Raw genomic sequence first — 26,657 nt, 5'->3', positions numbered from 1 at the left:
TCCACGAACAACATGGGGAGAGTACCGGCGCTGCGGTACTCTCCCCATTGTCTTTGCGGCGCGGGGACAGCATAGCCGGGGGTGAATGGATCACGAACGCTTCGTACCTCTCGTAATCGGGTTGCTTCTTGCCGCATGGATGCTGGCGGCGGCCTGGGCGGTGCTTTCCGCCAGAGGCCGCCAGAAGCGCGCGGAAGCGCAGCTTCGTTCCGCCCGGCGCCTGGCCCGCATGGTTGAGGAATCGCCGGCGATCCCGCTGCTCGTGCGTTCCGACGGCCGCATCGAGGGGCCGCCGCGCGTTGCCCAGTGGCTGGGTTTTGACGCGGTGCCCCAGTTCCTGTCCGAACTCGACGGCGGCGACCGCGGCCTTCCTTCCGACAAGCTGGCCGAACTGACCGAGGCGGTACGCCGCACCCAGAAGAGCGCCGCGCCCTTCCGCATGGTCGTGACGCCGCGCAATTCGGCACGTTCGCTGGCGCTGCGCGGCCATCTTGCCGATCCGCAGGTCTCGCCTGGCGGTGCGGCGCTGGTCTGGCTTTTCGACTTTTCCGACAGCGAGGGCGAACTTGTCCGCCTGCGCGATGAGGCGGCGCGCGCGCGGGGCGACTTCACCGCCCTGGTCTCGCTGATCGAGGCGGCGCCGATGCCGATGTGGTTCCGCCGTCCGGATGGCGAACTGCAACTGGTGAACTCGGCCTATGTCACTGCGGTCGGCGGCGAGAGTGCGCAAGGCGTGGTGGCGGCGGGTACCGAACTCGTCGAGAACGTCGATGGCGTCAGCCCCGCGCAAGTCGCGCGGATCGCCGCGCAGAAGGGCGCGCCGATCCAGCGCATCGTTTCCACCACGATCGACGGCCAGCGCCGGGCGATGCGGGTCAGCGACTTGCCGCTGGGCGATGACGGGGTTGCCGGTTACGCGGTGGACATCGAAGATCTCGAGGAAATGTCGCGCTCGTTCCGGGCTTTCCGCGATGCGCAGCGGGCCCTGCTGGACCAGCTGTCCGCCGGTGTCGCCCAGTTCGATGCCCGCAAGCGCCTGAGCTTTGCCAACCAGCCGTTCCAGCGCCTGTTCAAGCTGGAGCCGAAAGTGCTGCAAGACCCGCCGGTGTTCGAACGCCTGCTCGATGCCGCGCGTGATGCCCAGCGGGTTCCCGAAGTGCGCGACTTCCCGGCCTGGCGGCGCGAGAAGGGCGCCTGGTTCGCCTCCAGCGAGAGCCATGAGGAAGCCTGGACGCTGTCGGACGGTACGCACCTGCGTATCGTCGCCCAGCCGCTGCCCGACGGCGGGCTGCTGCTGATCGCGGAAGATCGCACCGAACAGCTGCGCCTCTCGGCGGTGCGCGACACGCTGCTGCGCACGCGCACGGCGATGTTCGACAGCCTGTACGAATCGGTCGCAGTCTTTGCGCCCGATGGCCGCGTGCAGCTGTGGAACCGCCGCTTTGCCGCCGACTGGGGCATGGAGAGCGATTTTCTCGATACCCACCCGCACGTCGAGGCCTTGCTCAAGAAGATCGCGCCGCGGCTCATGCGTCCGGCCGAGGCCGAAGCGATCGGTGTGGCCGTGCGTGCCGCCGCGCTGGACCGCACCCAGAAGGGCGGGCGGATCGCGCTCGCCGACGGCAGGATGCTCGAATATGCGGGCGTGCCGCTGCCCGACGGCAACGGCCTGCTGGCGGTGCTCGACATCACGGATTCGCAGAAGGCCGAAGCGGCGCTGCGCGAAAGCAACGAGGCGCTGATCGAGGCGGACGCGATCAAGACCCGCTTCCTCGCCAAGATCAGCTATGAATTGCGCACCCCGCTCACCTCGATCGGCGGATTTGCCGAATTGCTGGAAGCGGGCGTGGGCGGCGAGCTCAATCCCGGCGGGCAGGAATATGTGGCGGCCATCATCGCCTCGGTCGACCAGCTGGGCGAGCACATCGACAGCCTGCTCGACCTGTCGCAGAGCGAGGCCGGGCTGCTGCCGCTCAAGAAGGAAGAGATCGACCCGATGCCCTTCATCCGCTCGGTGGTGGAGGAACGGGCCGGGCGTCTGGAACGTGCCGGGCTGGTGCTCGACTTGCGGGCCGACGGGCTGCTGCGGCCCTTCCCGGGCGACCGCCGGCGTCTGGCGCGGGCGGTCGGCCATCTGGTCGACAACGCCATGGCCGCCTCGCCGCGCGGACAGCGCATTCTCGTGCAGATGGCACGACGCAAGTCGCCCGAGGGCGAGGGCGTGGTGCAGATTCTCGTGCAGGATCGCGGGCAGGGCATGGACAATCGCAGTCTCGCCCTCGCGCTCGACGGCATGAAGCAGAGCGCCGACGGCAAGTCGGTGGAGCGCAGCCAGGGGCTCGGCCTGCCGCTGGCGCGCCAGCTGGTCGAGGCGCACGGCGGCGCGCTGCGGCTCGTTTCCGAACGCGGCAAGGGGACCAGCGCGCTGGTGGAGCTTCCCGAATGAAGATTGCGCTTCCCGATCTTGCGGCGATGGACCGGCTTGGCCGCGCCATTGCCGAGGCCTTGTGGCCGGACGATGTCGTCGCGCTGGAGGGCGGCCTTGGCGCTGGCAAGACCACGCTCGCCCGCGCGATCATCGCCGGTCTCGGGTATCAGGGCGAAGTGCCTTCGCCCAGTTTCGCGATCATCGAGGTCTACGATCCGCCGGCGGTCCGCCTGCCGCTGATCCATGCCGACTTCTACCGGCTGGCCGATCCTTCCGAGGCGGACGAGATCGGTCTCGACGACTACCGGCAGGGCGCCGCACTCCTTGCCGAGTGGCCCGATCACGCCGGCGGGTTCAAACATGAGCCGGGCTGCCTCTCGATTACGCTGGAAGTTGCGGAAGAGGGCAGGATCGCCATTGTCGAAGCGGGGGCGGATTGGTTAGGGCGAATCCCGCAATGACCACGATTCCCGCCGATCTTCCCAAGGGCCTCGCGCCCTTCCTTGCCGATGCCGGATGGCAGGGCGCCACAGTCGAGCCGCTGGCCGGCGATGCGTCGTTCCGCCGCTACTTCCGCGTGCGCGGGGCGCATGGCGAATGCGCGATGCTGATGGATGCCCCGCCGCCGACCGAGGACCCGCAGCCGTTCCTGCGCGCGGCGCGCTGGCTCGATGCCAACGGCATGCGCAGCCCGCGCATCCTGGCCGAGCAGGCCGAGCGCGGCCTGGTGCTGATGGAAGACTTCGGCGATGCGCGCATGCGCGACTACATCGACCAGTGGCCGGACGACGAACGCGCGATCTACAAGGGCGCGATCGATGCGCTGGTGCAGCTCCACAAGCTGCCGCCCGGGCCGTTCCTCGATTATTCGATGAGCGAGTACCAGCGCGAGGTGCGGCTGTTCCTCGAATGGTATGCGCCCGCGCAGGGCCTCTCGGTCGACGCCGCCGGTTTCAGCGCCGCGTGGGAAAGCGTGCTGGGCGAAATGCTGCCCCGCCAGCGTCCCGGCGTCACCGTGCTGCGCGACTATCACGCCGAGAACATCATGCTGCTCGGCGCGCTCGAAAAGCAGGGGCTGCTGGACTTCCAGGACGCGCTGATCGGTCACCCGGCCTATGATCTCGTCTCGCTGCTGCAGGATGCCCGCCGCGATGTTTCGCCCGAGCTGGAGGCCGAGATGTTCGACCATTACCTGCGCGCGACCGGGGTCGATCCCGAGACGTTCCTGGCCGATTACGCCCGCCTCGGCGCGCAGCGCAACACCAAGATCGTCGGCATCTTCGTGCGCCTGTTCAAGCGCGACGGCAAGCCGCGCTACCTCGATCTGATCCCGCGCGTATGGGCGCAGCTGGAGCGGGATCTTGCCCATCCGGCGCTGGAGCCGGTGGCCCGCTGGTTCGATGCCAACGTGCCCGATGACCTGCGCGCGGCCAATGGCGGGAGCTTCGCGGCATGAACCGGGGCCCGCTCGCCAGCGATACCGCGATGGTGCTGGCCGCCGGCATCGGCAAGCGCATGCGCCCGCTCACCGCCACCCAGCCCAAGCCGCTCGTGCGGGTGGCGGGCAAGTCGCTGATCGATCATACGCTCGACAAGCTGGATGCAGCCGGGATCGAGAAGGCGGTGGTCAACGTCCACTACCTTGCCGACGCGCTGGAAGGACACTTCAAGGCGCGTCACCAGGGACCGCAGGTGGCCGTTTCGGACGAGCGCGCGCAGCTTCTCGAAACCGGCGGCGGCATGGTCAAGGCCGCGCCGCTGCTGCCCGAGACGTTCTTCTGCCTCAACAGCGACAATATCTGGCTCGACGGTCCGGAGGACGTGTTCCACGAACTCTCGCGCGCCTGGGACGAGGAACGCATGGACGCGCTGCTGCTGGTGGTGCCGCATCCGCAGGCAATGCACCATCGGGGCGCCGGCGACTTCCATCTCGATGCCGTGGGCCGTGTCTCGCGCCGCAAGCCCGGCCATGTCGCGCCGTTCATCTACATGGGCATCCAACTGGTGTCGAAGCGTCTGCTGCGCGATGCGCCGGAAGGGCCGTTCTCCACCAACCTGCTGTGGAGCCGCGCGATCGAGGAAGGCCGTCTCTACGGCATTACCCATACCGGCATGTGGTTCGAAGTGGGTGAACCGGCGGCGATTCGGCCGACCGAGGATTGGCTGACCCGTGCCTGAGAGGGCCGGGCCGAAAGTCTATTCGATTGCAGCACATCGCGGTTTCGCGGACGCCCTCGTGGCGGGCCTGGCACCGCGTTACGGGCAGGGCGAGCTTGGCCTTGCCCGGCTGACCCTGCTGCTGCCCAGTCGCCGCGCCGTGCGCACGGTGACCGAGGCCTTCGTGCGCCATGCGGGCAGCGTCGAGACGCCGGGCCTGCTGCTGCCGCGCATGGTGGTGGTGGGCGATCTCGACCTTGACGAGACGCTGGGCCCGCTGCTCGATCCGCTCGGCGCGGCAGACATTGCGCCGGCGGCCGATCCTACCCGCCGCTGGCTGCGGCTGGCCCATTACCTGCGCGAAGTCGACGGCGATGCGGCGGGCAAGGGCGCGGCGCTGCTGCGCCGTGCGTGGGAACTGGGCCGGACGATGGACCGCCTGCTGGTCGAGGGGATTGCCCCGCTCGACCTGATGAGCGAGCGGGTGATCGGCGTGGTCGGGGAACTCGCCAGTCACTGGACCGACAACACCCGTACCTTCCTGAAAGTGCAGCAATACTGGCTGGCGGAACTCGCGGCACGCGGCGAGATCGACGCGCCGGAGCGGCGCAACCAGCTGTTCGAGCATGCCGCCCGCGCTTGGCGCACGGCACCGCCGGTCTTCCCGATCGTCGCGGCGGGCGTCACCAGCGCCTCGCCCGCGCTGGCGAAATTGCTGCGGGTGGTGAGCGAATTGCCCGAGGGCAGCGTGGTGCTGCCCGACTTCGACCTCGCGCTGCCGCAGGACGTCTGGGAGGAACTCGGCACCGCCGGCAATCCGGCCGGGCCGGAGGAGCCGCCGTTCGGGCCCCATGACGCGGTGACGCATCCGCAATATCACCTCAAGCTGCTGCTGAACCGCATGGGCATCGCCCGCGAGGAAGTGACGGCCTGGCACCGCTCCGGTCCGGGGGCTTCGCCGCCGTCGCGCAGCACGGTGATCTCCAACCTGTTCCTGCCGCCGCAGGCCTCGACGGCATGGGTGGGGCTGGAGGCGGAACGGCGGCGCCTGCCCGGCGTGCGCATGATGGAAAGCGCGCATCCCGAACAGGAGGCACAGGCCATCGCCATTCTCGTGCGGCAGGCGCTGGAAGTGCCCGAGCGGCGCGTGGCGGTCATCACCCCCGATCGCGGGCTGGCCGCGCGCGTCGTCGCGCACCTCACCCGCTGGGACATTGCCGCCGACGATACCGCGGGCCTGCCGCTGTCGCAGACTGCCGCGGGCCGCCTGATGCTGCTTCTGGCCGAAGTCATGGCCGATCAGGCCGCACCGGTGCCGCTGATCGCGCTGCTGGTGCATCCGCTGGCGGGTGCCGGGGAAGGCCGTGCGGCCTGGCTGGAATCAGCGCGCAAGCTGGACCGGGGGCTGCGCGGACCGCGCCCCGGCGGCGGCCTTGCCGCGCTGGCGGAAATCGCCGAGGCACGCAAGATCGGCGAATGGTGGGGCGAGGTCGAGGCGTTGCTGGCGCCGCTGCTCGCGCTCGATGAAGGCGAACCGCTCGACACGATGCTGGGCACGCTCGCCGATGCTGCCGAACGGCTCTGCGGCGAGGCGATCTGGTCCGGCGCGGACGGGCGCTCGCTCAGTGCCATGGTGGAGGAACTGCGCGCCGCTGCCGCCTCGGCCGGCACGCTGTTCGATCCGCGCGAACTCCACGCCATGCTGCGCGACGTGATGGACCGCGGTGCGGTGCGCCCGCCCTGGGGCGGCCATCCGCGCGTCTCGATCTACGGCCTGCTGGAAGCGCGCATGAGCCGCGCCGATCTGGTCATCTGCGGCGGACTGGTGGAGGGCACCTGGCCCGCCGCTCCCGCGCAGGACGCGCTGCTGCCGCCCGCCGTGCTGCGCGCGCTGGGGGTGCCGGGAGCCGACTTCCGCATCGGCCTTGCGGCGCACGACCTTGCCGCAGCATTGGGCGCACCCGAAGTGGTGCTCAGCTGGGCGCTGCGCGATGCCGGCGGCCCGGTGATCCCCTCGCGCTTCGTGCTGCGCGTCAAGGCGTTGCTGGGCGAACAGGCGGAGCGCCATGTCGAGACCGAGGCGCTGCGCCTTGCCCGCATGATCGACGATGGCGCCCCGGTTCCCGCGCATCCGCGCCCGCAGCCGATGCCCAGCGCGGAGCAGCGCCGGGTGGACCTCTCGGTCACCGGGCTCGACCGCCTGCGCGGCGATCCTTACGAATTCTACGCCAATGCGGTCCTCGGCCTATCGCGTCTCGATGCGCTGGACGCGGAGCCGAGCGCGGCCTGGAAGGGCGAAGTCGCGCACCTGGTGATGGAGCGCTGGCACCGCGCGGGCGAGCCGGTCGACGGATTGCACCCGATCGCGCAGCAAGTCCTGGTGGAGAAGAACGCCCATCCGCTGATGCGTGCGCTGTGGTGGCCGCGTCTTTCCGCCGCGCTCGATACGTTCCGCGATCTCGTGCTGGCGCACAAGACCCATGGCCGCCGCGTCATCGCCACGGAAGCGAAGGGCGGCATGGATTATCGCGGCATCAAGGTTCACGGCCGGGCCGACCGTATCGACCGGCTGGCGGACGGCAAGCTCGCGGTGGTCGACTACAAGACCGGTTCGCCGCCGACGACGCGCCGCGTGGAAGAGGGCTTCGCGCTGCAGCTTGGCCTTGTCGCGATGATTGCCGAAGCGGGCGGGTTCAAGGATCTGGACGACAAGGTCATCCACGGCGAGGCGCAGGCCTTCGAATACTGGTCGATGGCCAAGAACAAGGATGGCATCGGTTACACCACCACCCCGCTCAAGGAAGGCAGCAAGCGCACCGGCGTGTTGCCGGACGAGTTCATGCCGCATACCGAGGACTATCTGAACGACGCGCTCGACCGCTGGATCCTGGGCACCGAGCCGTTCACGGCAAGGCTCAATCCGGAACTGGGTTCCTACGCCGATTACGACCAGTTGATGCGGCTGGATGAGTGGATCACCTCGCTCGGTGGCCGGTCTGAACCCAGGGATTCCGATCCCGGGACGGGAGAGGGCGCATGAGCGGCCCGGCAACCGTCCACCCGCTGCATGGCAACCAGATGCGCGCGGTCGATCCGCGTGACAGCGTCTGGCTTTCGGCATCGGCGGGCACCGGCAAGACGCAGGTCCTCTCCTCGCGCGTGCTGCGGCTCTTGCTGCAGGAAGGCGTTTCGCCTTCGCAGGTGCTGTGCCTGACGTTTACCAAGGCCGGCGCCACCGAAATGGCCGCGCGCATCAACGGCACGCTGGCCGAATGGGTGCGGCTGGAAGAGACGCAGTTGTTCCTGCGCCTCGATGCCATCGGCGCGCCGACCGATCCCGATACGATGGCGCGGGCGCGCACGCTGTTTGCCGCCGTGCTCGATTGCCCCGGCGGGGGCTTGCGGATCGATACCATCCACGCCTTCTCGCAGTGGCTCTTGGCGACATTCCCGCTGGAGGCGGGGCTGGTTCCCGGCACCCGCCCGATGGAAGACCGTGAACGCACCTTGCTGGCGCGGCAGGTTCTGGCCGATCTCCTGGTGGAGGCGGAAGAGGCGGCACTGGGCGACACGCACTTGCTGCGCGCCATTGCCCAGCTTTCGCTGCGGCATGGTCCGGACTCGGTGATGGACTTCCTGCTGCGCTGCGCGTCCGCGCGGGAGGCGTGGTTCGGGCCGGGCTCGTGGCAGGCGGGCGACATGCGGGGGCATGTGCTGCGGCTGCTGGGGCTACCCGCCGACGCCGGTGAGGACATGCTGGCATCCATGTGCGCGGACGACCAGTTCGACGTCCGTTCGCTGCGCCGGTGCTGCGAAGTGCTGGCCGAGTGGAACACCGCCACCGCGCACAAGGCGACCGACGTGCTGGTGCCCTGGCTCATGCATTCGCCCGCCAGGCGCGCGGAGCAGGTGGAAGACCTCTACGGCGCGCTGTTCACCAAGGACGACGCGGTCCGCAGCGCCAAGAACCTTGCGAAGTTCGAGCCGGATTACGAAGGCTATGCCTCGCGCGTGGGCGAGTGTCTGGTTCGCATCCGCGAAGTGAAGGCGATGCTGGGGCTGGCCGACCGGCTGGTGCCCGCGCTGCGCCTTGGCCGCGCCTTTGCGATCGCCTGGGACGAGGCGAAGCAGCGCGAAGGCCTGATCGACTTCGACGACCAGATCCGCCGCGCCGCCGACCTCTTGCGCGGGCAGGCTTCGGCCGACTGGATCCGCTACAAGCTGGACCGCCGGTTCGACCACATCCTCGTCGACGAGGCGCAGGATACCAATGCCGCGCAGTGGGACATCGTCTTCGCCATGGCGGAGGAGTTCTGGGCCGGGGAGGGCCAGCGGAGCGAACTCATGCGCACGCTCTTCGTGGTGGGCGATTACAAGCAGGCGATTTTCCGCTTTCAGGGCACCAGCCCGGAAAACTTCCGCCGCGCGGCAGAGCGCGTGCGCGCCATGATGGACCAGGCGGCGGACAATGCCGACATGCTGCGCAGCGCGGCGGCACCGCGCCGGCTGGTCGAACTCGGGCTCGACCGCAGTTTTCGCACCGCGCAGCAAGTGCTCGATTTCGTGGACGAGGCCATCGGCGGCATCGGCCACGGCAACTTCGGGCTCGACCGTCCGGCAGAACGCCACGTCGGGCAGGAACGTCCCGGCTATGTCGCGCTGTGGCAGCCGGTGACCGAGGAAGTCGAGGAGGAAGAACCCCTCGACACCGACGACGCCGATGGGGCGCAGCCCAACTGGCTCTCCCGCCCGGATCGCCAGATGGCGGAGCGCATCGCCCGTCAGGTGCGCGAATGGCTGGATGAAAGCGGCCCCGGTTTCGCGCTCCACAAGGGCAAGCCGCGCCGCGCCGGGGCAGGCGACATCATGGTGCTGGTGCGTCAGCGCAAGGAACTGGCCGGGCTGATCGTCGCGCGGCTCCATGCGGCGGGCGTGCCGGTGGCGGGCGTCGACCGTCTGCGTCTGGGCGCGCCGCTGGCGGTGAAGGACCTGATCGCCGCCCTGCGCTTTGCGGTGCAGCCGCTGGACGACCTGACGCTGGCCAGCCTGCTCGTGTCGCCGCTGGTGGGCTGGAGTCAGGAGCAGTTGCTGCGCTTTGGGCATCGGGCGAAGGGCGTGCGCCTGTGGGATCACTTGCGCACCCAGTCCGGCCCCGAGATCGGCATGGTCATGGAGCAATTGGGCGAACTGCTCGCGAAGGCCGACTACGCGCCGCCGCAGGCGATGCTGCACTGGCTGCTGGTCGGGCCATGGCAGGCGCGGCGCAAGCTGGTGGCGCGGCTGGGCAGCGAGGCCAACGACCCGATCGACGAACTGGTCAACGCCGCGCAGGCCTATGTCATGACCGACACGCCCAGCCTTGCCGGTTTCCTCGCATGGTTCGATGCCGGCGACGGCGAGCTGAAGCGCGAGGCCGACGCCGCGCAGGGGCTTGTCCGCGTGATGACCGCGCATGGATCGAAGGGCCTGCAGGCGCCGATCGTCATCCTCGCCGATGCCACCGGCAATCCCGAGGCCGCGCGCGAGCGCGGTTTCGAACTCGCCGACCCGCGCGAGGCGCGCCGCAAGGTGCCGCTGCCGCCGCTGTCGAAGGACGAGAAGGCCGGCCGCATCGCCGCGCAGATCGCCGAAAACCGCGAGGGGGACGAACAGGAACACTGGCGCCTGCTCTACGTCGCGATGACCCGCGCCGAGGAAGCGCTGTTCGTTGGCGGCGCGCTGGGCAAGCGCGACAAGGACGGCCCGGCCGAAAAGAGCTGGTTCGCCCGCCTGCGCAGCCTGTTCGAGGACGGTGCCGAAGTGGAAGACGCGATCTGGGGCACGCGCTGCGATTACGGCGCGCCGCCCGCCCCCTTGCCGCCGGAGGTCCGCTCGGTGCAGTTGCCGTTGCGTGAGCCGCTGCCGCGCTGGCTGGAGCGGGTCGCCCCCGCCGAACCGCGTCCGCCGCGTCCGCTGGCGCCTTCGGCGCTGGGCGAGGAGGATGCGCCCGATCCGCCGTTCCCGCCGGGTGCGGGCCGCGATGCCCTGCGGCGCGGTACACTGGTGCACAAGCTGCTCGAACGTTTACCGCAAGTCGCTGCCGACATGCGCGAGGAGGCGGGCTGGCAATGGCTTGCCCGCAATGCCGCCGATCTGGATGAAGCGGTGCGCCAGGCGATGCTGGAGAGCGCGCTGGCGGTGCTGGGCAATCCCGACTGGGCCGACCTGTTCGGGCCCCGGAGCCTTGCCGAAGTGCCGGTCGCCGCCGTCGTCGGCGGGCACGTGGTGGCGGGTACGATCGACCGCCTGATCGTCGAGCCCACCCGTGTGCGTCTGGTCGATTACAAGACCGCGCGCCGTCCGCCCGAACGTCTGGAGCAGGTGCCGAGAGGGGTGATGCGGCAGATGGCGGCCTATGCCGCCGCGCTGGAAGTGGCGTTCCCGGGCCGCGCGGTGGATGTCGCCTTGCTCTACACTTCCGTTCCGCGCCTGATCGAAGTACCGTCCGCGACATTGGCCGCGCACAAGCCCGACTTTGCACAGGTCCAGTAAAGCTATGTGCGCCGGGGCGTTGCCTCCCGGCGATTCCTCCCTAGATTGCGATCAACCCGAGATACCCCCGAGGAGTTCAAGTTCATGGCAACCATTGCCGTTACCGACGCCAGCTTCGAAGACGACGTCCTGAAGTCCGACAAGCCCGTTCTCGTCGATTTCTGGGCCGACTGGTGCGGCCCCTGCAAGATGATCGGTCCCGCTCTCGAAGAGATCAGCGACGAGTTGTCCGAGAAGGTGACCATCGCCAAGATGGACATCATGGCCAACACCGGCATCCCCGCCGAGATCGGCGTGAAGTCGATCCCGCTGATGGTGCTGTTCAAGGACGGCAAGCCGGTCGCCCAGAAGCTGGGTGCGGCGCCCAAGAGCGCGCTCAAGGGCTGGCTCGAAGGCGAACTCTGAGAATTCACTGGGGCCGTTGGTGCCCCGGATGAATGAGAAGCCCCCTTCACCTGCGCGGTGGAGGGGGTTTTTCTTTGCCCTTCGTGGATATTGCGGGAAATACTAGGCGTTGCATTTCTTGGTATTTCTTCCATAGTTCCAAGCTGTTCGCCCGCAGCGACCGATCATTGCGGATGAGAACGAGCAGAGGGCTTGCCATGCATTGGTTTCGTGCGGTTCCCGTTTTCCTGATGGCGGCGTCCGCCTGGTCCGCGCAGGCGCAGGGTGACGCCGACCCGCAGGATATTGTCGTCGAAGGCACGCGCGAGCAGAGGACGATGCAAGGCGGGGATTGGCTCGTCACGATTTCGCGGTCCTATCGCATCGGCAAAAGCCTCGATGGGGGCGACACGGCGATGGCCGTGGGCAAGGACCGGGAGTGGCACTTCTGCCTTGCCGATACGCAAGTGGAGGACTTCGTGCGCCTGCTGGTGGGCGAGGGGCGCTCTCAGGCTGCGGGAACGACGGAGTGCCGTCCGCTGAAGATGCGTCTGGGCCAGGGACAATTGCAGGCGACGCAGTCCTGCCAGGGTGGCTTTGCCAGTTCGAAGGATGAGAGCACGGGCAGGGTGACCCGCTTCCAGACGCGGCTGATGATGTACGTTTCGGGAAATTACGGCGGCTCGGCCCTGAAGCTCGATTTCGAGAACCGCAGGGAGCCCTTGATGAACCTGCCGGATGCCCCGGGAATAGGCCAGCAAAGGACACCGCCGGACATCATGCGCTGGTCGGTGAAGGGCGAGAGAACAGGGGTTTGTTCGCTCGGCAAGGCGCAGTAGCCGGCCGCCCGGCTTCAGAATCTGGAGGCAAGCACAAGGCCGAGACGGGATTCATGGTGCGCGGACTGCGCCAGCGCACCCCCTAGTCCGGCCGCGCGGGTGCCGAGACGGGAATCCAGCCCCACCCAGATACCGCTTCCGGCGCTGTCGCTCTCGTTGCCCTGCAGCTTCATGCGCCAGGAGGCCTTCAATCCGCGCGCGGCAGGCGGTTCGCCGTTCGAGAAATGCAGCAGATCGCGTTCGAGCGAGCGGCCGCCCCAGCCGCCTTGCCTGAAAGCGCCGATCGAGAACGACCATGTTCGCGCATGCTCCCAGGCCAGTTGAGCACCGGCAAATCCGGTCAGGGTCTTGGCGGGAAGGACCACGGAATCGTCGGTGCGGCGGCTGGTGCGACCGGCGACGGCGGTGAAGCGCAGGGTGTCATGGTCGCCCAGCGCATGCCACGCGCTGGCGCTGAAATGCCGGGTGCGGAACCGGTCGGTGTCATGGTCGTCGATCAGCTTTGCGGGAAGCGCGAGGGACAGCGGATCGTAGGAGCGCACGGCGACGCCTTCCAGTCGCCATCCGGCGTCGCCGTCGTCGCGGTCGACGACTTCCACTTTGGTCTGGTCGGGGGTGGCGAGGTCCGAAAGCGACCATTCCACGGCTTGGGGAAGATACTGCGCGCCGGTTTCACCCCACATCCTTTCGGAATGCGCCGAAGCCGGACTGGATTCCAGACATGAGGTCAGCGCCAATATCGTGCAGATCGAGCCCGCCAAGCCTGATGGTTTTCCCGATGGCGTCCCCGGTGGCTTCCCCGATGGCTTCATGGCCGTTCTCCCATCCCCGTCCCGGTAAAGGAACAGTTCAGTGACGCCGGAGGGGGCGGGAATCCGCAGGGGGGACAATGCCGCACGGGTGGGCACTGGAGCCTTCGCGAGTGCGCGCGCGACTGCAAACGCCGAACGATTTTCCTACATCGCTGCGACCTGCCATGATCGCACCTGAAAAATCATCTTTGAAATCGTTGGGAAATCGACCGTCATGCCGCCTTAAGGTGACACTTCGGCACATGGAGACGGTCTTTCCTCAGGACCGTGTCAACTGTGTCAACCGACGTGTCACCTTGTGCCATAGTATGACGTTGAAGCTGGTCTTATTCTGGAAGCGCGGCGAGTCGGATGGCAAGGTCTTCGAACAGGGCCGGGCTCGCCGCGCCGATCAGGCCCTTGCGGCCGATCTCGTCGACCCGGTAGGCGCTGCCGTCGGGGCGGGCGCACTTGCCGCCGGCTTCGTTGAGGAACAGCGCGCCTGCCGCATGGTCCCACGGCAAGGTACGCTCGAAGATCGCGACGTCGTTCTGGCCGAGCGCGAGGCGAGGGTACTGCTCGGCCGCGCAGCGCGGAATATCGACCATGCGGTAGTGCGGGGCGACTTCGCTGCGCAGCTGCTCGCGGCGGGATTCCTGCGTGAAGATCAGCGAGATCGCGGCGACCGGCGGCTGCTCTGCGGTGGTGCGGGCGGTGAGGCGTTCCCCGTCCACCCAGGCGCCGCCGCCTGCCGAGGCGCGGCAGAACCGGCCGGTCAGGCAGTCGAGAATCCATCCGCCCAGCGTCTCGCCCTTGTCGGCCAGCGCGATGAGCATGCCGAACGGGGCCTTGCCGGAGGCGAAGTTGTTGGTGCCGTCGAGCGGGTCGACGATCCAGCAGAGCCGGTCCTTGAGCTTGAGCAGTTCGTCCTCGTCGGCGAACGTGGCTTCCTCGCCGACGACGGCGGCCTCGGGCAGCAGGGCGGCGAGGCGCTCGGCAAGGATCGCCTCGCTCTCGCGGTCGGCCACGGTGACGACGTCGTTCACCGCCTTGCTGACGATCTGTTCGGCTGACAGCGACTGGTAGTGCCGCAGGATCACGTCGCGAGACACCTCGCGCATGATCGTCTCGACTGCGGCGTTGAGCGAAGGGGGGATCATGCGCGAGGCCTTTAACGGAGGGATCAGGTAAGCGGGATCATGACCTGCTGGGCATAACCCTTGCGCTCGCGAATGCGGGCGTACCATTCGGCCACGGCGGGGAATTCCGGCTTCTCGAACGGCAGGCTGAACCAGGTGTAGGCATAGACGCCCATGGGGATGTCGCCGATGCCGAACTGGCCGCCGGAGAGCCAGGGCTTCTCGGAAAGGTAGCGTTCCAGCACCGCGAGGTGGGCGGCGCAGGCCTTCACGTCCCGCTCGATGGCGGGCATGTCCCACTGGTCCTGCGGGGTGCGGGCCATCGACAGGAACGGCAGGCGCTGGGCGTCGGCATACGTGATCTGCCAGTCCATCCAGCGGTCGGCCAGCGCGCGGTCGATCGGATCGCGCTGGAACCAGCGCTCACCGCCGTACTCGGCCGCCATGTAGCGCAGGATCGCGTTCGATTCCCACAGCGAGAGCTTGCCGTCCTCGATCATCGGCACCAGCCGGTTCGGGTTCTTGGCGAGGTACTCGTCGGTATAGCCGAACTTGCCGCCGATATCGTGGCGGACATAGTTCAGCCCCAGTTCCTCGGCGAACCAGGCGACCTTCTTGACGTTGTGGGAGTTGAGGCGACCCCAGATCGTGAACACGGGCGCGGCCATCGCTCAGCTCCTGTAATCGGCGTTGATCGAGATGTAGCCGTGCGTGAGGTCGCAAGTCCACACGGTGGCAGCCCCTTCGCCAAGGCCGAGGTCGACCTCGATGGTGACGTCCTGGCCCTTGAGGTGGGCAGCGACCGGCGCCTCGTCGTAATCGGCCAGCGGCAGGCCCTCGCGCGCGGCCCAGGTGCCGCCGAAGCCGATGGAGAGCTTGTCGCGGTCGGCCGGTTCGCCTGCCTTGCCCACGGCCATGACCACGCGGCCCCAGTTGGCGTCTTCACCGGCAATCGCGGTCTTCACCAGCGGCGAGTTGGCGATGGCCATGCCGACCAGCCTCGCGCTCTCGTCCGAGACGGCGCCGGAGACGGCAACCTCGATGAACTTCTGCGCGCCTTCGCCGTCGCGCACGACGAGGTGGGCGAGCTGGCGGCAGACGTCATGGATCGCGGCGGCAAAGGCATGGGCGCCGGGCGAGGCGATCGAGGAGAGCGGCGCGTTGCCGGCCTTGCCGGTGGCGAAGGCCAGCACGGTGTCGCTGGTGGAAGTGTCCGAATCGACAGTGATGCACGAGAACGTGCGGAAGTTCGCGGCGGCGAGGCATTCCTGCAGGAAGGCAGGCTCCACGGCGGCATCGGTGAAGATGTAGCCGAGCATCGTCGCCATGTCCGGCGCGATCATGCCCGAGCCCTTGATGACGGCGGCGAGCGTGACCTTGGTGTCGCCGATCATCGCCGTGGCCGTCGCGCCCTTGGCGAAAGTGTCGGTGGTGGAAATGGTGTTGGCCACGTCTTCCCACGAGCAGGGCTGGGCGGTGAGCGCCTTCTCCACGCCTTCGCGGGCCTTGTCCTTGGGCAGCGGCACGCCGATCACGCCGGTGGAGGATACGAAGACCTGCTCGCGCGGGCAGCCGATATGGGCGGCGACCTGATCCATGATCTGCTCCACCGCCTCGCGGCCCCGGTAGCCGGTGAAGGCGTTGGAATTGCCCGCGTTGACCACCAGTGCGCGGGCATGGCCCTGCTTCACGTTGACGCGGCCCAGTTCGACTTCGCTGGAGCAGCACAGGTTCCTGGTGAACACGCCGGCGACGGCCGTGCCCTCGTCCAGTTCGACGTAAGTGAGGTCGCACCGGCCCCAGTCCTTGTACCCTGCGCGCACGACGTGCGGGGTGACGCCGGCGATCGGCGGCATGGCGGGGAAGGGCGAGGCGAGCGGTGAGGTGGGATAGGCCATGGCGGGTGCGTAGCGCGTGGGTGCGACAGGTCAAGACTCGTGGTGCGTGCGGGGATACGTGTGTAAACTCGGGGCAGGGCGTTCTCTGGTGTGGACATGGCGCCGAGGCGCCCTTATCTGATCCGCCATGGCAAATCGCCTGATCCTCACCCTGCTGGCCCTGCTGACGGGCCTTGCCGCGCAGATCGGCCCTGCCGAAGCGCGTGCATCGCAGGTGGCCAGCCTGCAGGTGGTGCTGACTGAGGCTGCCGTGGCCGCCAAGGCGCCGCGTGCCCCGGTTGCTCTCGCGCGGTTGCCCGAACCGGGTCTGCGGAACACGCGCCGTCATGCCCCGCCGCTTGTTGCGGTGCCGGTTTCGTTGGCGGTTCCTGCGGTCCTCACTGGGATAGACCGCGCGCGCGAGTAAGCGCGCCGCCCATTCGCTCCTTCGCGAACCTATTTCAGCGCTCTGCCGCAAAGGTGGAGGCGCGCATGTCCGCCATTCTCGATATTCAAGAAAAACAGGGATTCCCGCCATGTTCGGCGCACTCGCCAAGTCCATTTTCGGTTCGTCCAACGACCGCTACGTCAAGTCGCTCGACAAGGTCGTCGCCCAGATCGCTGCGTTCGAGCCCGTCCTCGAAGCCATGAGCGACGAGGAACTGGCCGCACAGACGCCCAAGTTCCGCGAAATGCTCGCCGAAGGCAGCACCCTCGACAAGATCCTGCCCGAAGCCTTCGCCACCGTGCGCGAAGCCTCGAAGCGCGTGTTCGGCATGCGCCACTTCGACGTGCAGCTGATCGGCGGCATCGTCCTCCACCGCGGCGAAATCGCGGAAATGCGCACGGGTGAGGGCAAGACCCTGGTGGCGACCACCGCCACCTACCTCAACGCCATCGAGGGCAAGGGCGTCCACGTCGTCACCGTCAACGACTATCTCGCCCGCCGCGACGCCGAGCAGATGGGCAAGCTGCACAACTTCCTCGGCCTCACCATCGGCGTGATCGTCCCCAACCTCAACGAATGGGAACGCCGCGAAGCCTACGGCGCCGACATTACCTACGGCACCAACAACGAGTTCGGTTTCGACTACCTGCGCGACAACATGAAGCACGAGCGCAGCCAGATGGTGCAGCGCCCGTTCAACTTCGCGATCGTCGACGAAGTCGATTCGATCCTGATCGACGAAGCGCGAACCCCGCTGATCATCTCGGGCCCGACTGACGACAAGTCGGAACTCTACATTCAGGTCGATGCCGTCGTGAAGCAGTTCGTCCCCGAGGACTACGAAACCGACGAGAAGACCAAGAACATCAGCCTGACCGAAGACGGCGTCGAGAAGGCCGAGCGCATGCTCGAGGCCGCAGGGCTGCTGGTCGGCTCGAACCTCTACGACGTCGAGAACACCCAGGTCGTCCACCACCTCGACCAGAGCCTTAAGGCCGTGGTCATGTTCAAGCGTGACACCGACTACATCGTCAAGGACGGCAAGGTCGTCATCATCGACGAATTCACCGGCCGCATGATGGACGGTCGCCGCTGGTCGAACGGTCTGCACCAGGCGGTCGAGGCCAAGGAAGGCGTCAAGATCGAGCCCGAGAACCAGACGCTCGCCTCGATCACCTTCCAGAACTACTTCCGCATGTACCCGAAGCTTTCGGGCATGACCGGCACGGCTGCCACCGAGGCGGCCGAGTTCTACGACATCTACAAGATGAACGTCGTCACCATCCCGACCAATGTGCCGATCCAGCGCATCGACGAGGAAGACGAGTTCTACAAGAACACGCTCGACAAGTTCGGCGCCATCGCCAAGCTGATCCGCGAGAAGCATGAGATCGGCCAGCCGGTGCTCGTGGGCACGGTGTCGATCGAGAAGTCGGAACTGCTCTCGGACTTCCTCACCAAGGAAGGCGTCAAGCATTCGGTTCTCAACGCCCGTTTCCACGAGATGGAAGCCCACATCGTCGCGCAGGCGGGCAGTCTTGGCGCGGTGACGATCGCCACCAACATGGCGGGCCGCGGCACCGACATCCAGCTGGGCGGCAACGTCGAGTTCCGCATCGAGGACGAGCTGCGTGACATGCCCGAGGGGCCGGAGCGCGACGAGGCGATTGCCCGCATCAAGGCGGAAGTGGCCGAGCAGAAGCGCCTGGTGCTGGCCGCTGGCGGTCTCTGCGTGATCGGTACCGAGCGCCACGAAAGCCGCCGCATCGATAACCAGCTGCGCGGCCGTTCGGGCCGTCAGGGCGACCCAGGCCTGTCGAAGTTCTACCTCTGCCTCGAGGACGACCTGCTGCGCATCTTCGGCCCGGACACGCTGTTCGCCAAGATGATGAACAGCAACCTGGCCGATGGCGAGGCGATCGGTTCGAAGTGGCTGTCGAAGGCCATCGAGACCGCGCAGAAGAAGGTCGAGGCGCGCAACTACGAAGTGCGCAAGCAGGTCGTCGAGTACGACGACGTGATGAACGACCAGCGCAAGGTGATCTACGAGCAGCGCTCGGACATCATGGACGCCGAGACGGTGGACGATGTCGTGATCGACATGCGCACGGATACGGTGAACTCCATTGTAGCCGATGCCTGCCCGCAGGGTTCCTACCCCGAGCACTGGAACGTCGAGGCTCTCAAGGCCAGGGCGGCCGAGATCCTTGCGCTCGACGTGCCGATCGAGGCGTGGATCGAAGAGGACGGCGTCGACCCCGAACTCGTCGAGGAGCGCATTGCCGCCATGGCCGACGCGCACATGGCCGAGAAGATGGCGAACGACGATCCGGCGATCTGGCGCCAGGTCGAGAAGTCGATCCTGCTCGACCGCATCGACCACTACTGGAAGGAGCATCTCGCCACCCTCGATGCGCTGCGTCAGGTGGTGTTCCTGCGCGCCTATGCCCAGAAGACGCCGATCAACGAATACAAGACCGAGGCTTTCGGTCTGTTCGAGCGCATGCTGGACACGATCCGCGAGGACGTGACGCGCATCCTGGCGGTCAGCCAGTTGCAGATCCCGGAGCCGGTGCAGCTTCCCGAACTGCCGGACTTCCTGACCGGCCATATCGATCCGCTGACCGGCATCGACAATTCGAACGACGGCGATGGCTCGGCGATGGTGCCCGAACTGTTCGGATCGCTGGCGGGCAGCCCGCAGGCGGGCGTAGGCCTCGGCGGCTCGGGCGAGAACCCTTATGCGGACCTGCCGATCAGCCGCAATGCGCTGTGCCCTTGCGGGTCGGGGCAGAAGTACAAGCACTGCCACGGCGCGCTTGCTTGAGTCGGGTAAGCGGGCCGGGAGGATTCCTCTCGGCCTTCTTCGATTACCGGAAGGGGCTGCGGCGGATGCTGCGGCCCTTTTTCTTTGTCCAATGCTGCGGGCGAAATGAGCACGCAAAAACGCGCGCGGACCTTGCAGGTCGGCACGGAGCGAATGGCTGGCGATGTCTATGTAGGAAAGGTGGCTCCCCGAGTAGGATTCGAACCTACGGCCATTCGATTAACAGTCGAATGCTCTACCGCTGAGCTATCGGGGAACAGCCTGTTCGGTGTTTCCACCGGCGGGCGGAAGAGTTGCTTTCGGCATCTTTCGATACCGCTTCGAACCCTTCAAAAGAAGTGGCTCCCCGAGTAGGATTCGAACCTACGGCCATTCGATTAACAGTCGAATGCTCTACCGCTGAGCTATCGGGGACCGGCCTGTCAGTGTTTCCACCGCTGGGCAGGGGTGCGCCTATAACAGTGCCGTAGGGATTGGCAACCCTGACTTTGCGCAAAATGCGGCGAAAATTTTTCCACAGGCGATGGTTCGGTGCCGGGAGGCGCGGAATTGCTGCGATTTCAGACCTGGAACTGCTCGGCGAAGATGCGTTCTTCCAGCGTGAAGCCGGGGTCGAACAGCAGCGTCAGTTCCTTTTCGTACGTCGCGCGGATTCGCACCGACTTCACGTCGCGCACTTCCTTCTGGTCGGCGACGGCGGCGACGGGGCGCTTCTCGGATTCGTTGACGTGGAATTCGACTTCTGCGCTCTCGGGCAGGATCGCGCCCTTCCAGCGTCGCGGGCGGAAGGGGCTGAGCGGCGTCAGCGCCAGCATCGGAGCGCCGAGCGGCAGGATCGGGCCGTCGGCGGAGAGGTTGTAGGCGGTGGAGCCGACCGGCGTTGCCACCAGCACCCCGTCGCCCACCAGTTCCTCCATCCGCACGCGCCCGTTGATGCGCACTTCCAGCTTGGCGGTCTGGCGGGTTTCGCGCAGCAGCGAGACTTCGTTGATGGCGTAGTACTTGTACTCGCGCCCGTCGTTGCTGACCGCGTACATGCGCAGCGGCGTCACCGGGACCGAGTGCGCCTCCATCACCCGGTGGATGATCGGGATATGGTCGTGCGGTCCGTTCATCAGGAAGCCGACCGTGCCCAGGTTCATGCCGTAGACCGGCTTGATGCGGTCGCGGTCGAGCATCTCGTGGAGGACGTGCAGCAGGAAGCCGTCGCCGCCCAGCACCACGAAGACATCGGCTTCTTCCGGGCTCACCCAGTCATGGGCATCGCGCAAGGCCTCGGCGCCTTCCTGTGCCTTGGCGCTGTCCGAAACGATGAGGGCCAGCCGGGGTTCGTCGCTCATTCTTCATTTCCTTGAGGCGGTCATGCTGCGCCTCGTTGCCGCGGTCGGCGAGGCGTGACCGTGACGCCTTCGTCACTTCGTCGGACCTTTCGAATTTTGAACGCTTTTGCAAGGGGCTTGCGTTATGGGGATGGGGTTAGGAAAGGCGCATGGTTTTGAGCAGGGAAGGGGTGCCGGCAGAGCTGGCACGCGGTCTTGAGGATAGATTGACCGGAATTCCGGGGCTTGATGCCGTGCGCGAACGGATCGCGGCCTGGCGCCAGGCGAGCGAGAATGGGCCGGGCGCGCATATCCATGCGATGCTGCTCGGCCTGCGCCGGCTCGATGCCATCAACATGGCCTATGGCGCGGCTGCGGGTGACGGGGCGCTGGAAGAAGTGGCGAGCCGCATCGCGCATTTCGCGAACGAGGAACTCGACGGTCACTGGCTGCTGGCGCGCGCCGGGGGTGGTTCCTTCGCGCTGGTCGCCAATGAGGCCTGCAGCCGGGAGCGCTGGCAACTGGTTGCCGATCAGCTGGCCGAGGCGGTGTCGCGCCCCATCGCGGTGCCCTCGGGAGTCTTGCGCCTGTCGCCGCGCATCGCCTTGATTCGCGCGCTGGCCGATGAAGGCGTGGATTCGATGCTGGACCGGCTCGGCCATGCGCTGGAATCCGCGCGCGACCAGCAAGGCACGCGGCTTGCCTGGGCCGAGGGCGAAGCGACCCCGCCCGGCCATTCGGCTGCACAGCTTGAGGCCGACCTGCTCGGCGCGATCGACCGCGACGAGATCGAGATCCTGTTCCAGCCGCAGTTCAGCCTCGAGGACGACCGGTTGACCGGGGCGGAAGCCCTGGCACGCTGGAAGCATCCGCGCCTGGGTCGGATCGGTGCGGGCGGCCTTTTCGCCATTGCCGAGCGGGCCGACCACGTGGCGCCGCTCTCCCGTCACATCGCCGCCAAGGCGCTGGAAGCGGCGGGCAACTGGCCCAAGGCTTTGCGGTTGTCGATCAATGTCACGCCGGCGGACCTCGCCTTCGGCAATTACGTGCGCCAGATGCTGGACCTTGTCCGCGCGAGCGGGTTTCCGCCGCGCAGGCTGACGCTGGAAGTGACCGAGCAGGCCCTGATCGGTGACATCTCGCAGGCTGCCCAGATCCTGGCGGAGTTCTCCGCGCAGGGCATCCGGATCGCATTGGATGACTTCGGGGCGGGCTTCTGCAACTTCCGCTATCTCAAGGTCCTGCCGATCCACTACCTGAAGCTCGATCGCTCGATGATCGACGGCATCACCACCGACAAGCGCGACGTGGCGGTGCTGCGTGCCATCGTTGCGATGGCGAAGGCGCTCGACCTTCAGGTCATCGCCGAGGGCATCGAGGAAGAGGCCCAGCGCCAGGTCGCCGCGCGCGAGGGCTGTGCCTATTATCAGGGATTCCTGCGCGCGCAGCCGATGAGCACCGCGATGTTCGACAGCCTGGCCCGCTCGGTGGGATAGCGGCGCCTTTCCCTTGCGCGCTACCGCCGCCTATCCTTTCCGCGCCATCGCCGCTTAACCTTTTCGCGCCACCGCCGCGAGGCCCTTGGTCAGCTGCAGCAACCCGTTGAGGCGGCTCTTGGGATCGCCCCAGGCGCGTTGCAGCACCAGCTTGTTGTCCGGCCGCAGCTTGACCGCGCCCTGAAGCCGTTCGGCATAGGCGATCAGGCCCATGGGGTTCGGGAAGCTGTCGTTGTGGAAGCTGACCAGCGTGCCGCGCGGGCCGACGTCGATCTTGGCGATATGCGCCTCGATCGCCTGGCGCTTGATCTGGATGAGCTGGACGAGGTTCGAGGTGGCCGAGGGGAGCGGTCCGAAACGGTCGATCATTTCGGCCGAGAGCGATTCGATCTCGTCCTTGCTGTCGGCGTCGTTGAGGCGGCGATAGAGCGCCATGCGCACGGCTAGATCGGGAACGTAGTCCTCCGGGATCATGATCGGCGCTTCCACCGTGATCTGCGGGGACAGGCCCGAGGTATCCTTCTCCAGCCCGACGCCGCCTGCACGCGCTTCGAGGATCGCGTCCTCCAGCATCGACTGGTAGAGTTCGAAGCCAACCTCGCGGATATGGCCCGACTGTTCGTCGCCCAGCAGATTGCCGGCGCCGCGAATGTCGAGGTCGTGGCTGGCAAGCTGGAAACCGGCACCCAGCGAATCGAGATCGCTCAAGACCTTGAGGCGCTTTTCGGCCACTTCTGACAGCGCGCGGCCCGCCGGTGTCGTCAGATAGGCATAGGCGCGCAGCTTCGATCGGCCCACGCGCCCGCGCAGCTGGTAGAGCTGGGCAAGGCCGAAGCGGTCGGCGCGGTGGATGATGATCGTGTTGGCGCGCGGAATGTCGATGCCGCTCTCGACGATGGTGGTCGACAGCAGGACTTCGTACTTGCCCTCGTAGAAGGCGCTCATGCGCTCTTCCACTTCGCCCGCGCTCATCTGGCCGTGGGCGGAGATGACCTTCACTTCCGGCACGCTCTTGGCCAGCCATTCCTCGACTTCGGCCATGTCCGAGATGCGCGGCACGACGATGAAGCTCTGGCCGCCGCGATGGTGTTCGCGCAGCAGGGCCTCGCGCATCACCATCTCGTCCCATTCCATCACGTACGTCCGCACCGCAAGGCGGTCGACCGGCGGGGTCTGGATGGTGGAAAGTTCGCGCAGGCCCGACATCGCCATTTGCAGCGTGCGCGGGATCGGCGTGGCGGTGAGCGTCAGCACGTGCACGTCGGTGCGAAGCTGCTTCAGGCGCTCCTTGTGATTGACGCCGAAGCGCTGTTCCTCGTCGACGATGACGAGGCCGAGGCGCTTGAAATTGACCGTTTTCGAGAGGATCGCGTGGGTGCCGCAGACCACGTCCATGGTGCCTGCGGTCAGGCCCTCGCGCGTGGCCTTGGCTTCCTTCTCGGGCACAAGGCGCGAGAGGCGGCCGACTTCGAGCGGGAAGCCGCTGAAGCGTTCGGCAAAGCTCGCATAGTGCTGGCGCGCGAGCAGGGTGGTGGGCGCGACGACGGCGACCTGCTGGCCCGCCATGGCGGCGACGAAGGCCGCGCGCAGGGCCACTTCGGTCTTGCCGAAGCCGACATCGCCGCAGACGAGGCGGTCCATCGGCTTGCCTTCGGCCAGATCGCCCAGCACGTCGTCGATCGCGTGTTCCTGATCCTCGGTTTCCTGCCAGGGGAAACGGTCGACGAACTGGTCGTAGCTCGACTTTTCGGGAAGCAGAGCCGGTGCGACGCGCAGGGCGCGTGCGGCGGCGGTCTTCATCAGTTCGCCCGCGATCTCGCGGATGCGTTCCTTCAGCCTGGCACGGCGCTTCTGCCATGCCTCGCCGCCCAGCTTGTCGAGCGCAACGCCCTCCGCCTCACTGCCATAGCGCGAGAGGACGTCGAGGTTCTCGACCGGGATGTAGAGCTTGTCGCCGCCCGCATAGGTCAGCATCACGCAGTCGTGCGGGCTCTTGCCGACCGGGATCGACTGCAGGCCTTCGTAGCGACCGATGCCGTGGTCCATGTGGACGATCAGGTCGCCGGGCGTCAGCGCCGCCAGTTCGGCGAGGAAGGCGTCCGAATCCTTCTTCTTTTTCTTCCGGCGGACAAGACGGTCGCCCAGAATGTCCTGCTCGGTGACGACTTCGACCGAATCGTTGGAGAAGCCGGTCTCCAGCGGCAGCACCAGCGCGGCGGAGCGACCCTGCACGGCAAGGCCGAGGGCTTCCTGCCAGGTTTCCGCAAGCTTGGGTTCCGGGCCTTGCGCTTCGCCGAGGATCGAGACGAGGCGGGCGCGGCTGCCGGTCGAATAGGCGGCGAGGATCGCCTTGCGGCCGGTCTTGGCGACGGCATGCAGGTGCTTGGCGGCGGCCTCATAGGCATTGTCGCCGCGCGCACGCTCGGGCGTGAAATCGCGGGCGTTGCCGAAGCCGAAGTCGATGACCCTGGTGCTTTCCGGCTGCGCGAAAGGATCGGCACGGTGGACCGGGAAGCCGGCCACCGCCTGCTCGAATTCCTCGCGCCCCAGATAGAGTGCGTCGATCGCCAGCGGGCGGTACGACCCCGCCTTCTGGCCCGAGGTTTCGAGCCGGGCCTTGTGATAGTCGGCAATATCGGTGAAGCGCTCGTCGGCGGCGCCGAGCGCGGGGCTGTCGATCACCAGCAGGTCGTCGTCCGAAAGGTGGTCGAACAGCGTGACCAGACGGTCTTCGAACAACGGCAGCCAGTGTTCCATGCCGGCAAGGCGACGGCCGTCGCTGACCGCCTGATAGAGCGGGTCCGCGGTGGCATTGGCGCCGAACATCTCGCGGTAGCGACTGCGGAAGCGCTTGACGCTGTCCTCGTCGATCAGCGCTTCGCTGGCGGGGAGCAGCAGGTGTTCGGGGACGGTGCCGGTGGAGCGCTGGGTGCCGGTATCGAACAGGCGCAGCGTTTCCAGCTCATCGCCGAAGAAATCGAGACGCAGGCCGCCTTCAAGGCCTGAGGGCACGATATCGAAGATCGAGCCGCGCACGGCGAATTCGCCCGCGTCGATGGCGGTGTCGCTGCGCTGATAGCCCTGACGGCGCAGCAGCGCGATCAGGCTTTCATGGCCGATTTCCGCGCCGGGCTTGAGCAGGCGCACCGATTCGCGAATACGGAACGGCGTGAGCACGCGCTGGAGCACGGCATTGGCGGTGGTGACGAGAAGCTGCGGGCCGCTGCGCTTGAGCTGCAGCCGGTGCAGCGCGGCCAGGCGGCGGGCACTGACCGAAAGGGCAGGGCTGGCGCGGTCGTAGGGCAGGCAGTCCCACGCGGGGAATTCAACGACATCCAGTTCCGGCGCGAAGAACTGCGCGGCCTCGGCAACGGCGCGCATGGCGCTTTCGTTGTCGGCAATGAACACCGCGCGGCCTTTTGCGGCGCGGGCCAGGTCCGCCATGACCAGAGGCTGGGCCCCGCGCGTGACCGAGGCGAGGGTAAGCGGCGAGGTAGCCGAGATTATGCGTTGGAAATCGGCCATGCCGCAGTCAGTCTGCCTTATGAAATCAGCGCGGAATATCGACGTAATCGAGCTTCATCATGCGGTCCATCAAGGGGCCGCGATATTCCTCGGGAATGCTCTGGGTGCCCAGTGCCCATGCCATGATGTCGACGTCTTCTTCCTCGATCATCGTCTCGAACAGGTCGATCTCGGCGTCGGACCATCCTGCGTGGAATTTGTCGAAGAAGCAGCCGATCATGTAGTCGGCTTCGCGGGTGCCGCGATGCCAGGCACGGAACTTGAGGCGGGCGAGCCGCGCCTGCTTTTGGGGCGTAAGTTCGGTCATGCCCGCGCCGTTACAGCGCGGCGCGGGCATGAGCAAGTTTCGGGGCCGTTATGGGGCAAGGTTTTGGGTATCAGCGCTGGATCACCTTGATGATCTCGCTGACGGGTCTGCCGGTCAGCGTCTTGGGCACTTCGGCGCGCAGTGATGCCTTCAGTTCCTTGTGGTAGTGCCTTCGCATCTCGCCAAGGGAGCGCGGATCGGCGACGATGACCAGCTCGGCGATTTCCCCTTCCAGGACCTGCTGGTTGAGCCAGCCGGTCACGGCGGCGACATGGGCGCTCTCGTCGTGCGAGTCGTTGCTGCCGTCGCCGGTGCGGGCCTGATGGCGCCTTGGGGCGTCGCTGCGGCGGGCGCCGGCGCTGAAGTTGGTGGCTTCCAGTTCGGGCGGCTCCATGGCCGTCAGCCGCGGGGCGGCCTCGGCGCCCGAATTGCGGTAGAGTTCGAAGTTCTCGCCGTCGACGATTGCGAAAACGGTTCCGCGGGACATCCGCATGAATGGCTCTCCTTTGCCGTTGGGTTCACCAAGGCAACGGGTCTGTCCGCAAATCCGTTCCCCATCGGTCTGGTGAAACGCGCCGCACTCGCGCTA

At 67.0% G+C, this 26,657-nt stretch carries 19 protein-coding genes and 2 tRNA genes; 11 read left to right on the top strand and 10 right to left on the bottom strand.

What is annotated here, in order from left to right; translation table 11 throughout:
• Nucleotides 1–85 precede the first annotated feature (85 nt).
• From OKA11_RS03865 to OKA11_RS03830, 8 genes are all read left to right on the top strand, one after another.
• Nucleotides 86–2,446, top strand: a complete 2,361-nt coding sequence (locus tag OKA11_RS03865) for a sensor histidine kinase (protein WP_267218896.1) — start codon at nt 86–88, stop codon at nt 2,444–2,446.
• Nucleotides 2,443–2,889, top strand: a complete 447-nt coding sequence (tsaE, locus tag OKA11_RS03860; RefSeq protein WP_267218895.1) for a tRNA (adenosine(37)-N6)-threonylcarbamoyltransferase complex ATPase subunit type 1 TsaE — start codon at nt 2,443–2,445, stop codon at nt 2,887–2,889. Before OKA11_RS03865 ends, tsaE begins: the two co-directional genes overlap by 4 nt.
• Nucleotides 2,886–3,884: an aminoglycoside phosphotransferase family protein gene (locus OKA11_RS03855; RefSeq protein ID WP_267218894.1), complete on the top strand. Its 999-nt coding sequence runs from the start codon at nt 2,886–2,888 to the stop codon at nt 3,882–3,884. Before tsaE ends, OKA11_RS03855 begins: the two co-directional genes overlap by 4 nt.
• Entirely contained in the window at nt 3,881–4,606 is a 726-nt protein-coding gene (locus OKA11_RS03850) for a nucleotidyltransferase family protein (protein ID WP_267218893.1), read from the top strand. Before OKA11_RS03855 ends, OKA11_RS03850 begins: the two co-directional genes overlap by 4 nt.
• Nucleotides 4,599–7,625: a double-strand break repair protein AddB gene (gene addB, locus OKA11_RS03845; RefSeq protein WP_267218892.1), complete on the top strand. Its 3,027-nt coding sequence runs from the start codon at nt 4,599–4,601 to the stop codon at nt 7,623–7,625. The genes OKA11_RS03850 and addB overlap by 8 nt, the downstream gene beginning before the upstream one ends.
• Nucleotides 7,622–11,116 (top strand): double-strand break repair helicase AddA, encoded by a 3,495-nt coding sequence (gene addA, locus OKA11_RS03840; protein WP_267218891.1) that lies wholly within the window; start codon nt 7,622–7,624, stop codon nt 11,114–11,116. The genes addB and addA overlap by 4 nt, the downstream gene beginning before the upstream one ends.
• Before the next feature lie 84 nt (nt 11,117–11,200).
• Nucleotides 11,201–11,521 carry a thioredoxin gene (gene trxA / locus OKA11_RS03835; RefSeq protein ID WP_142633036.1) on the top strand — a complete coding sequence of 107 codons (321 nt, stop codon included), beginning with the start codon at nt 11,201–11,203 and terminating at the stop codon, nt 11,519–11,521.
• Between the two features lie 197 nt (nt 11,522–11,718).
• Entirely contained in the window at nt 11,719–12,339 is a 621-nt protein-coding gene (locus tag OKA11_RS03830; RefSeq protein WP_267218890.1) for a hypothetical protein, read from the top strand.
• A gap of 14 nt (nt 12,340–12,353) precedes the next feature.
• Here the strand turns inward: OKA11_RS03830 and OKA11_RS03825 are convergent, their stop codons facing one another.
• From OKA11_RS03825 to argJ, 4 genes are all read right to left on the bottom strand, one after another.
• Nucleotides 12,354–13,022, bottom strand: coding sequence for a hypothetical protein (locus OKA11_RS03825; protein WP_267218889.1), 669 nt, complete (start codon nt 13,020–13,022; stop codon nt 12,354–12,356).
• 455 nt (nt 13,023–13,477) lie between these two features.
• The gene (locus OKA11_RS03820) at nt 13,478–14,290 is read right to left on the bottom strand and encodes an inositol monophosphatase family protein (protein WP_267218888.1); all 813 of its coding nucleotides are present in this window, start codon (nt 14,288–14,290) and stop codon (nt 13,478–13,480) included.
• Nucleotides 14,291–14,313: 23 nt separating this feature from the next.
• Nucleotides 14,314–14,937: a glutathione S-transferase family protein gene (locus OKA11_RS03815; RefSeq protein ID WP_267218887.1), complete on the bottom strand. Its 624-nt coding sequence runs from the start codon at nt 14,935–14,937 to the stop codon at nt 14,314–14,316.
• A gap of 3 nt (nt 14,938–14,940) precedes the next feature.
• On the bottom strand, nt 14,941–16,167 hold the full coding sequence (argJ, locus tag OKA11_RS03810) for a bifunctional glutamate N-acetyltransferase/amino-acid acetyltransferase ArgJ (RefSeq protein WP_267218885.1): 1,227 nt from the start codon (nt 16,165–16,167) through the stop codon (nt 14,941–14,943).
• Nucleotides 16,168–16,294: 127 nt separating this feature from the next.
• On the opposite strand from argJ, the gene OKA11_RS03805 reads away from it, so the two are divergent.
• Together OKA11_RS03805 and secA are read left to right on the top strand one after the other, a co-directional pair.
• Nucleotides 16,295–16,573, top strand: coding sequence for a hypothetical protein (locus OKA11_RS03805; RefSeq protein WP_267218884.1), 279 nt, complete (start codon nt 16,295–16,297; stop codon nt 16,571–16,573).
• A gap of 109 nt (nt 16,574–16,682) precedes the next feature.
• Complete coding sequence (secA, locus tag OKA11_RS03800; protein ID WP_267218883.1) at nt 16,683–19,421, top strand: preprotein translocase subunit SecA; 2,739 nt, start codon at nt 16,683–16,685, stop codon at nt 19,419–19,421.
• A gap of 181 nt (nt 19,422–19,602) precedes the next feature.
• Here secA and OKA11_RS03795 read toward each other — a convergent pair.
• From OKA11_RS03795 to OKA11_RS03785, 3 genes are all read right to left on the bottom strand, one after another.
• Nucleotides 19,603–19,677, bottom strand: a tRNA-Asn gene (locus OKA11_RS03795).
• An 83-nt stretch (nt 19,678–19,760) separates the two neighbouring features.
• A tRNA-Asn gene (locus tag OKA11_RS03790) sits at nt 19,761–19,835 on the bottom strand.
• Nucleotides 19,836–19,981: 146 nt separating this feature from the next.
• A complete protein-coding gene (locus tag OKA11_RS03785) occupies nt 19,982–20,761 on the bottom strand; it encodes an NAD kinase (RefSeq protein ID WP_267218881.1) in 780 nt (259 codons plus the stop codon).
• A gap of 149 nt (nt 20,762–20,910) precedes the next feature.
• Between OKA11_RS03785 and OKA11_RS03780 the strand changes: the two genes are divergently transcribed.
• The gene (locus tag OKA11_RS03780; RefSeq protein ID WP_267218880.1) at nt 20,911–22,236 is read left to right on the top strand and encodes a bifunctional diguanylate cyclase/phosphodiesterase; all 1,326 of its coding nucleotides are present in this window, start codon (nt 20,911–20,913) and stop codon (nt 22,234–22,236) included.
• 54 nt (nt 22,237–22,290) lie between these two features.
• On the opposite strand, the gene mfd is transcribed toward OKA11_RS03780, so the two are convergent.
• The 3 genes from mfd to OKA11_RS03765 form a co-directional block, all read right to left on the bottom strand.
• The gene (mfd, locus tag OKA11_RS03775) at nt 22,291–25,761 is read right to left on the bottom strand and encodes a transcription-repair coupling factor (protein WP_267218879.1); all 3,471 of its coding nucleotides are present in this window, start codon (nt 25,759–25,761) and stop codon (nt 22,291–22,293) included.
• Nucleotides 25,762–25,786: 25 nt separating this feature from the next.
• Nucleotides 25,787–26,068 carry an FAD assembly factor SdhE gene (locus tag OKA11_RS03770; RefSeq protein WP_267218878.1) on the bottom strand — a complete coding sequence of 94 codons (282 nt, stop codon included), beginning with the start codon at nt 26,066–26,068 and terminating at the stop codon, nt 25,787–25,789.
• A gap of 70 nt (nt 26,069–26,138) precedes the next feature.
• A complete protein-coding gene (locus OKA11_RS03765; protein ID WP_267218877.1) occupies nt 26,139–26,561 on the bottom strand; it encodes a baeRF12 domain-containing protein in 423 nt (140 codons plus the stop codon).
• Between the last annotated feature and the right edge of the window lie 96 nt (nt 26,562–26,657).

This window comes from Novosphingobium clariflavum (genome assembly GCF_026420865.1).
GTDB classification, from domain to species: domain Bacteria; phylum Pseudomonadota; class Alphaproteobacteria; order Sphingomonadales; family Sphingomonadaceae; genus Novosphingobium; species Novosphingobium clariflavum.
Note: the sequence above shows the minus strand (reverse complement) of the source record. Positions and strands in the feature narration are given on the sequence as shown.

Bases quoted from the DNA above. Each gene is read 5' to 3' on its own strand.
- OKA11_RS03855 (WP_267218894.1), top strand. From the start codon at position 2,886: ATGACCACGATTCCCGCCGATCTTCCCAAGGGCCTCGCGCCCTTCCTT.
- OKA11_RS03765 (WP_267218877.1), bottom strand. From the start codon at position 26,561: ATGCGGATGTCCCGCGGAACCGTTTTCGCAATCGTCGACGGCGAGAAC.
- OKA11_RS03830 (WP_267218890.1), top strand. From the start codon at position 11,719: ATGCATTGGTTTCGTGCGGTTCCCGTTTTCCTGATGGCGGCGTCCGCC.
- OKA11_RS03815 (WP_267218887.1), bottom strand. From the start codon at position 14,937: ATGGCCGCGCCCGTGTTCACGATCTGGGGTCGCCTCAACTCCCACAAC.
- OKA11_RS03770 (WP_267218878.1), bottom strand. From the start codon at position 26,068: ATGACCGAACTTACGCCCCAAAAGCAGGCGCGGCTCGCCCGCCTCAAG.
- OKA11_RS03825 (WP_267218889.1), bottom strand. From the start codon at position 13,022: ATGTGGGGTGAAACCGGCGCGCAGTATCTTCCCCAAGCCGTGGAATGG.
- OKA11_RS03865 (WP_267218896.1), top strand. From the start codon at position 86: ATGGATCACGAACGCTTCGTACCTCTCGTAATCGGGTTGCTTCTTGCC.
- OKA11_RS03805 (WP_267218884.1), top strand. From the start codon at position 16,295: ATGGCAAATCGCCTGATCCTCACCCTGCTGGCCCTGCTGACGGGCCTT.
- OKA11_RS03785 (WP_267218881.1), bottom strand. From the start codon at position 20,761: ATGAGCGACGAACCCCGGCTGGCCCTCATCGTTTCGGACAGCGCCAAG.
- OKA11_RS03780 (WP_267218880.1), top strand. From the start codon at position 20,911: ATGGTTTTGAGCAGGGAAGGGGTGCCGGCAGAGCTGGCACGCGGTCTT.
- argJ (WP_267218885.1), bottom strand. From the start codon at position 16,167: ATGGCCTATCCCACCTCACCGCTCGCCTCGCCCTTCCCCGCCATGCCG.
- mfd (WP_267218879.1), bottom strand. From the start codon at position 25,761: ATGGCCGATTTCCAACGCATAATCTCGGCTACCTCGCCGCTTACCCTC.
- addA (WP_267218891.1), top strand. From the start codon at position 7,622: ATGAGCGGCCCGGCAACCGTCCACCCGCTGCATGGCAACCAGATGCGC.
- OKA11_RS03820 (WP_267218888.1), bottom strand. From the start codon at position 14,290: ATGATCCCCCCTTCGCTCAACGCCGCAGTCGAGACGATCATGCGCGAG.
- trxA (WP_142633036.1), top strand. From the start codon at position 11,201: ATGGCAACCATTGCCGTTACCGACGCCAGCTTCGAAGACGACGTCCTG.
- secA (WP_267218883.1), top strand. From the start codon at position 16,683: ATGTTCGGCGCACTCGCCAAGTCCATTTTCGGTTCGTCCAACGACCGC.
- OKA11_RS03850 (WP_267218893.1), top strand. From the start codon at position 3,881: ATGAACCGGGGCCCGCTCGCCAGCGATACCGCGATGGTGCTGGCCGCC.
- tsaE (WP_267218895.1), top strand. From the start codon at position 2,443: ATGAAGATTGCGCTTCCCGATCTTGCGGCGATGGACCGGCTTGGCCGC.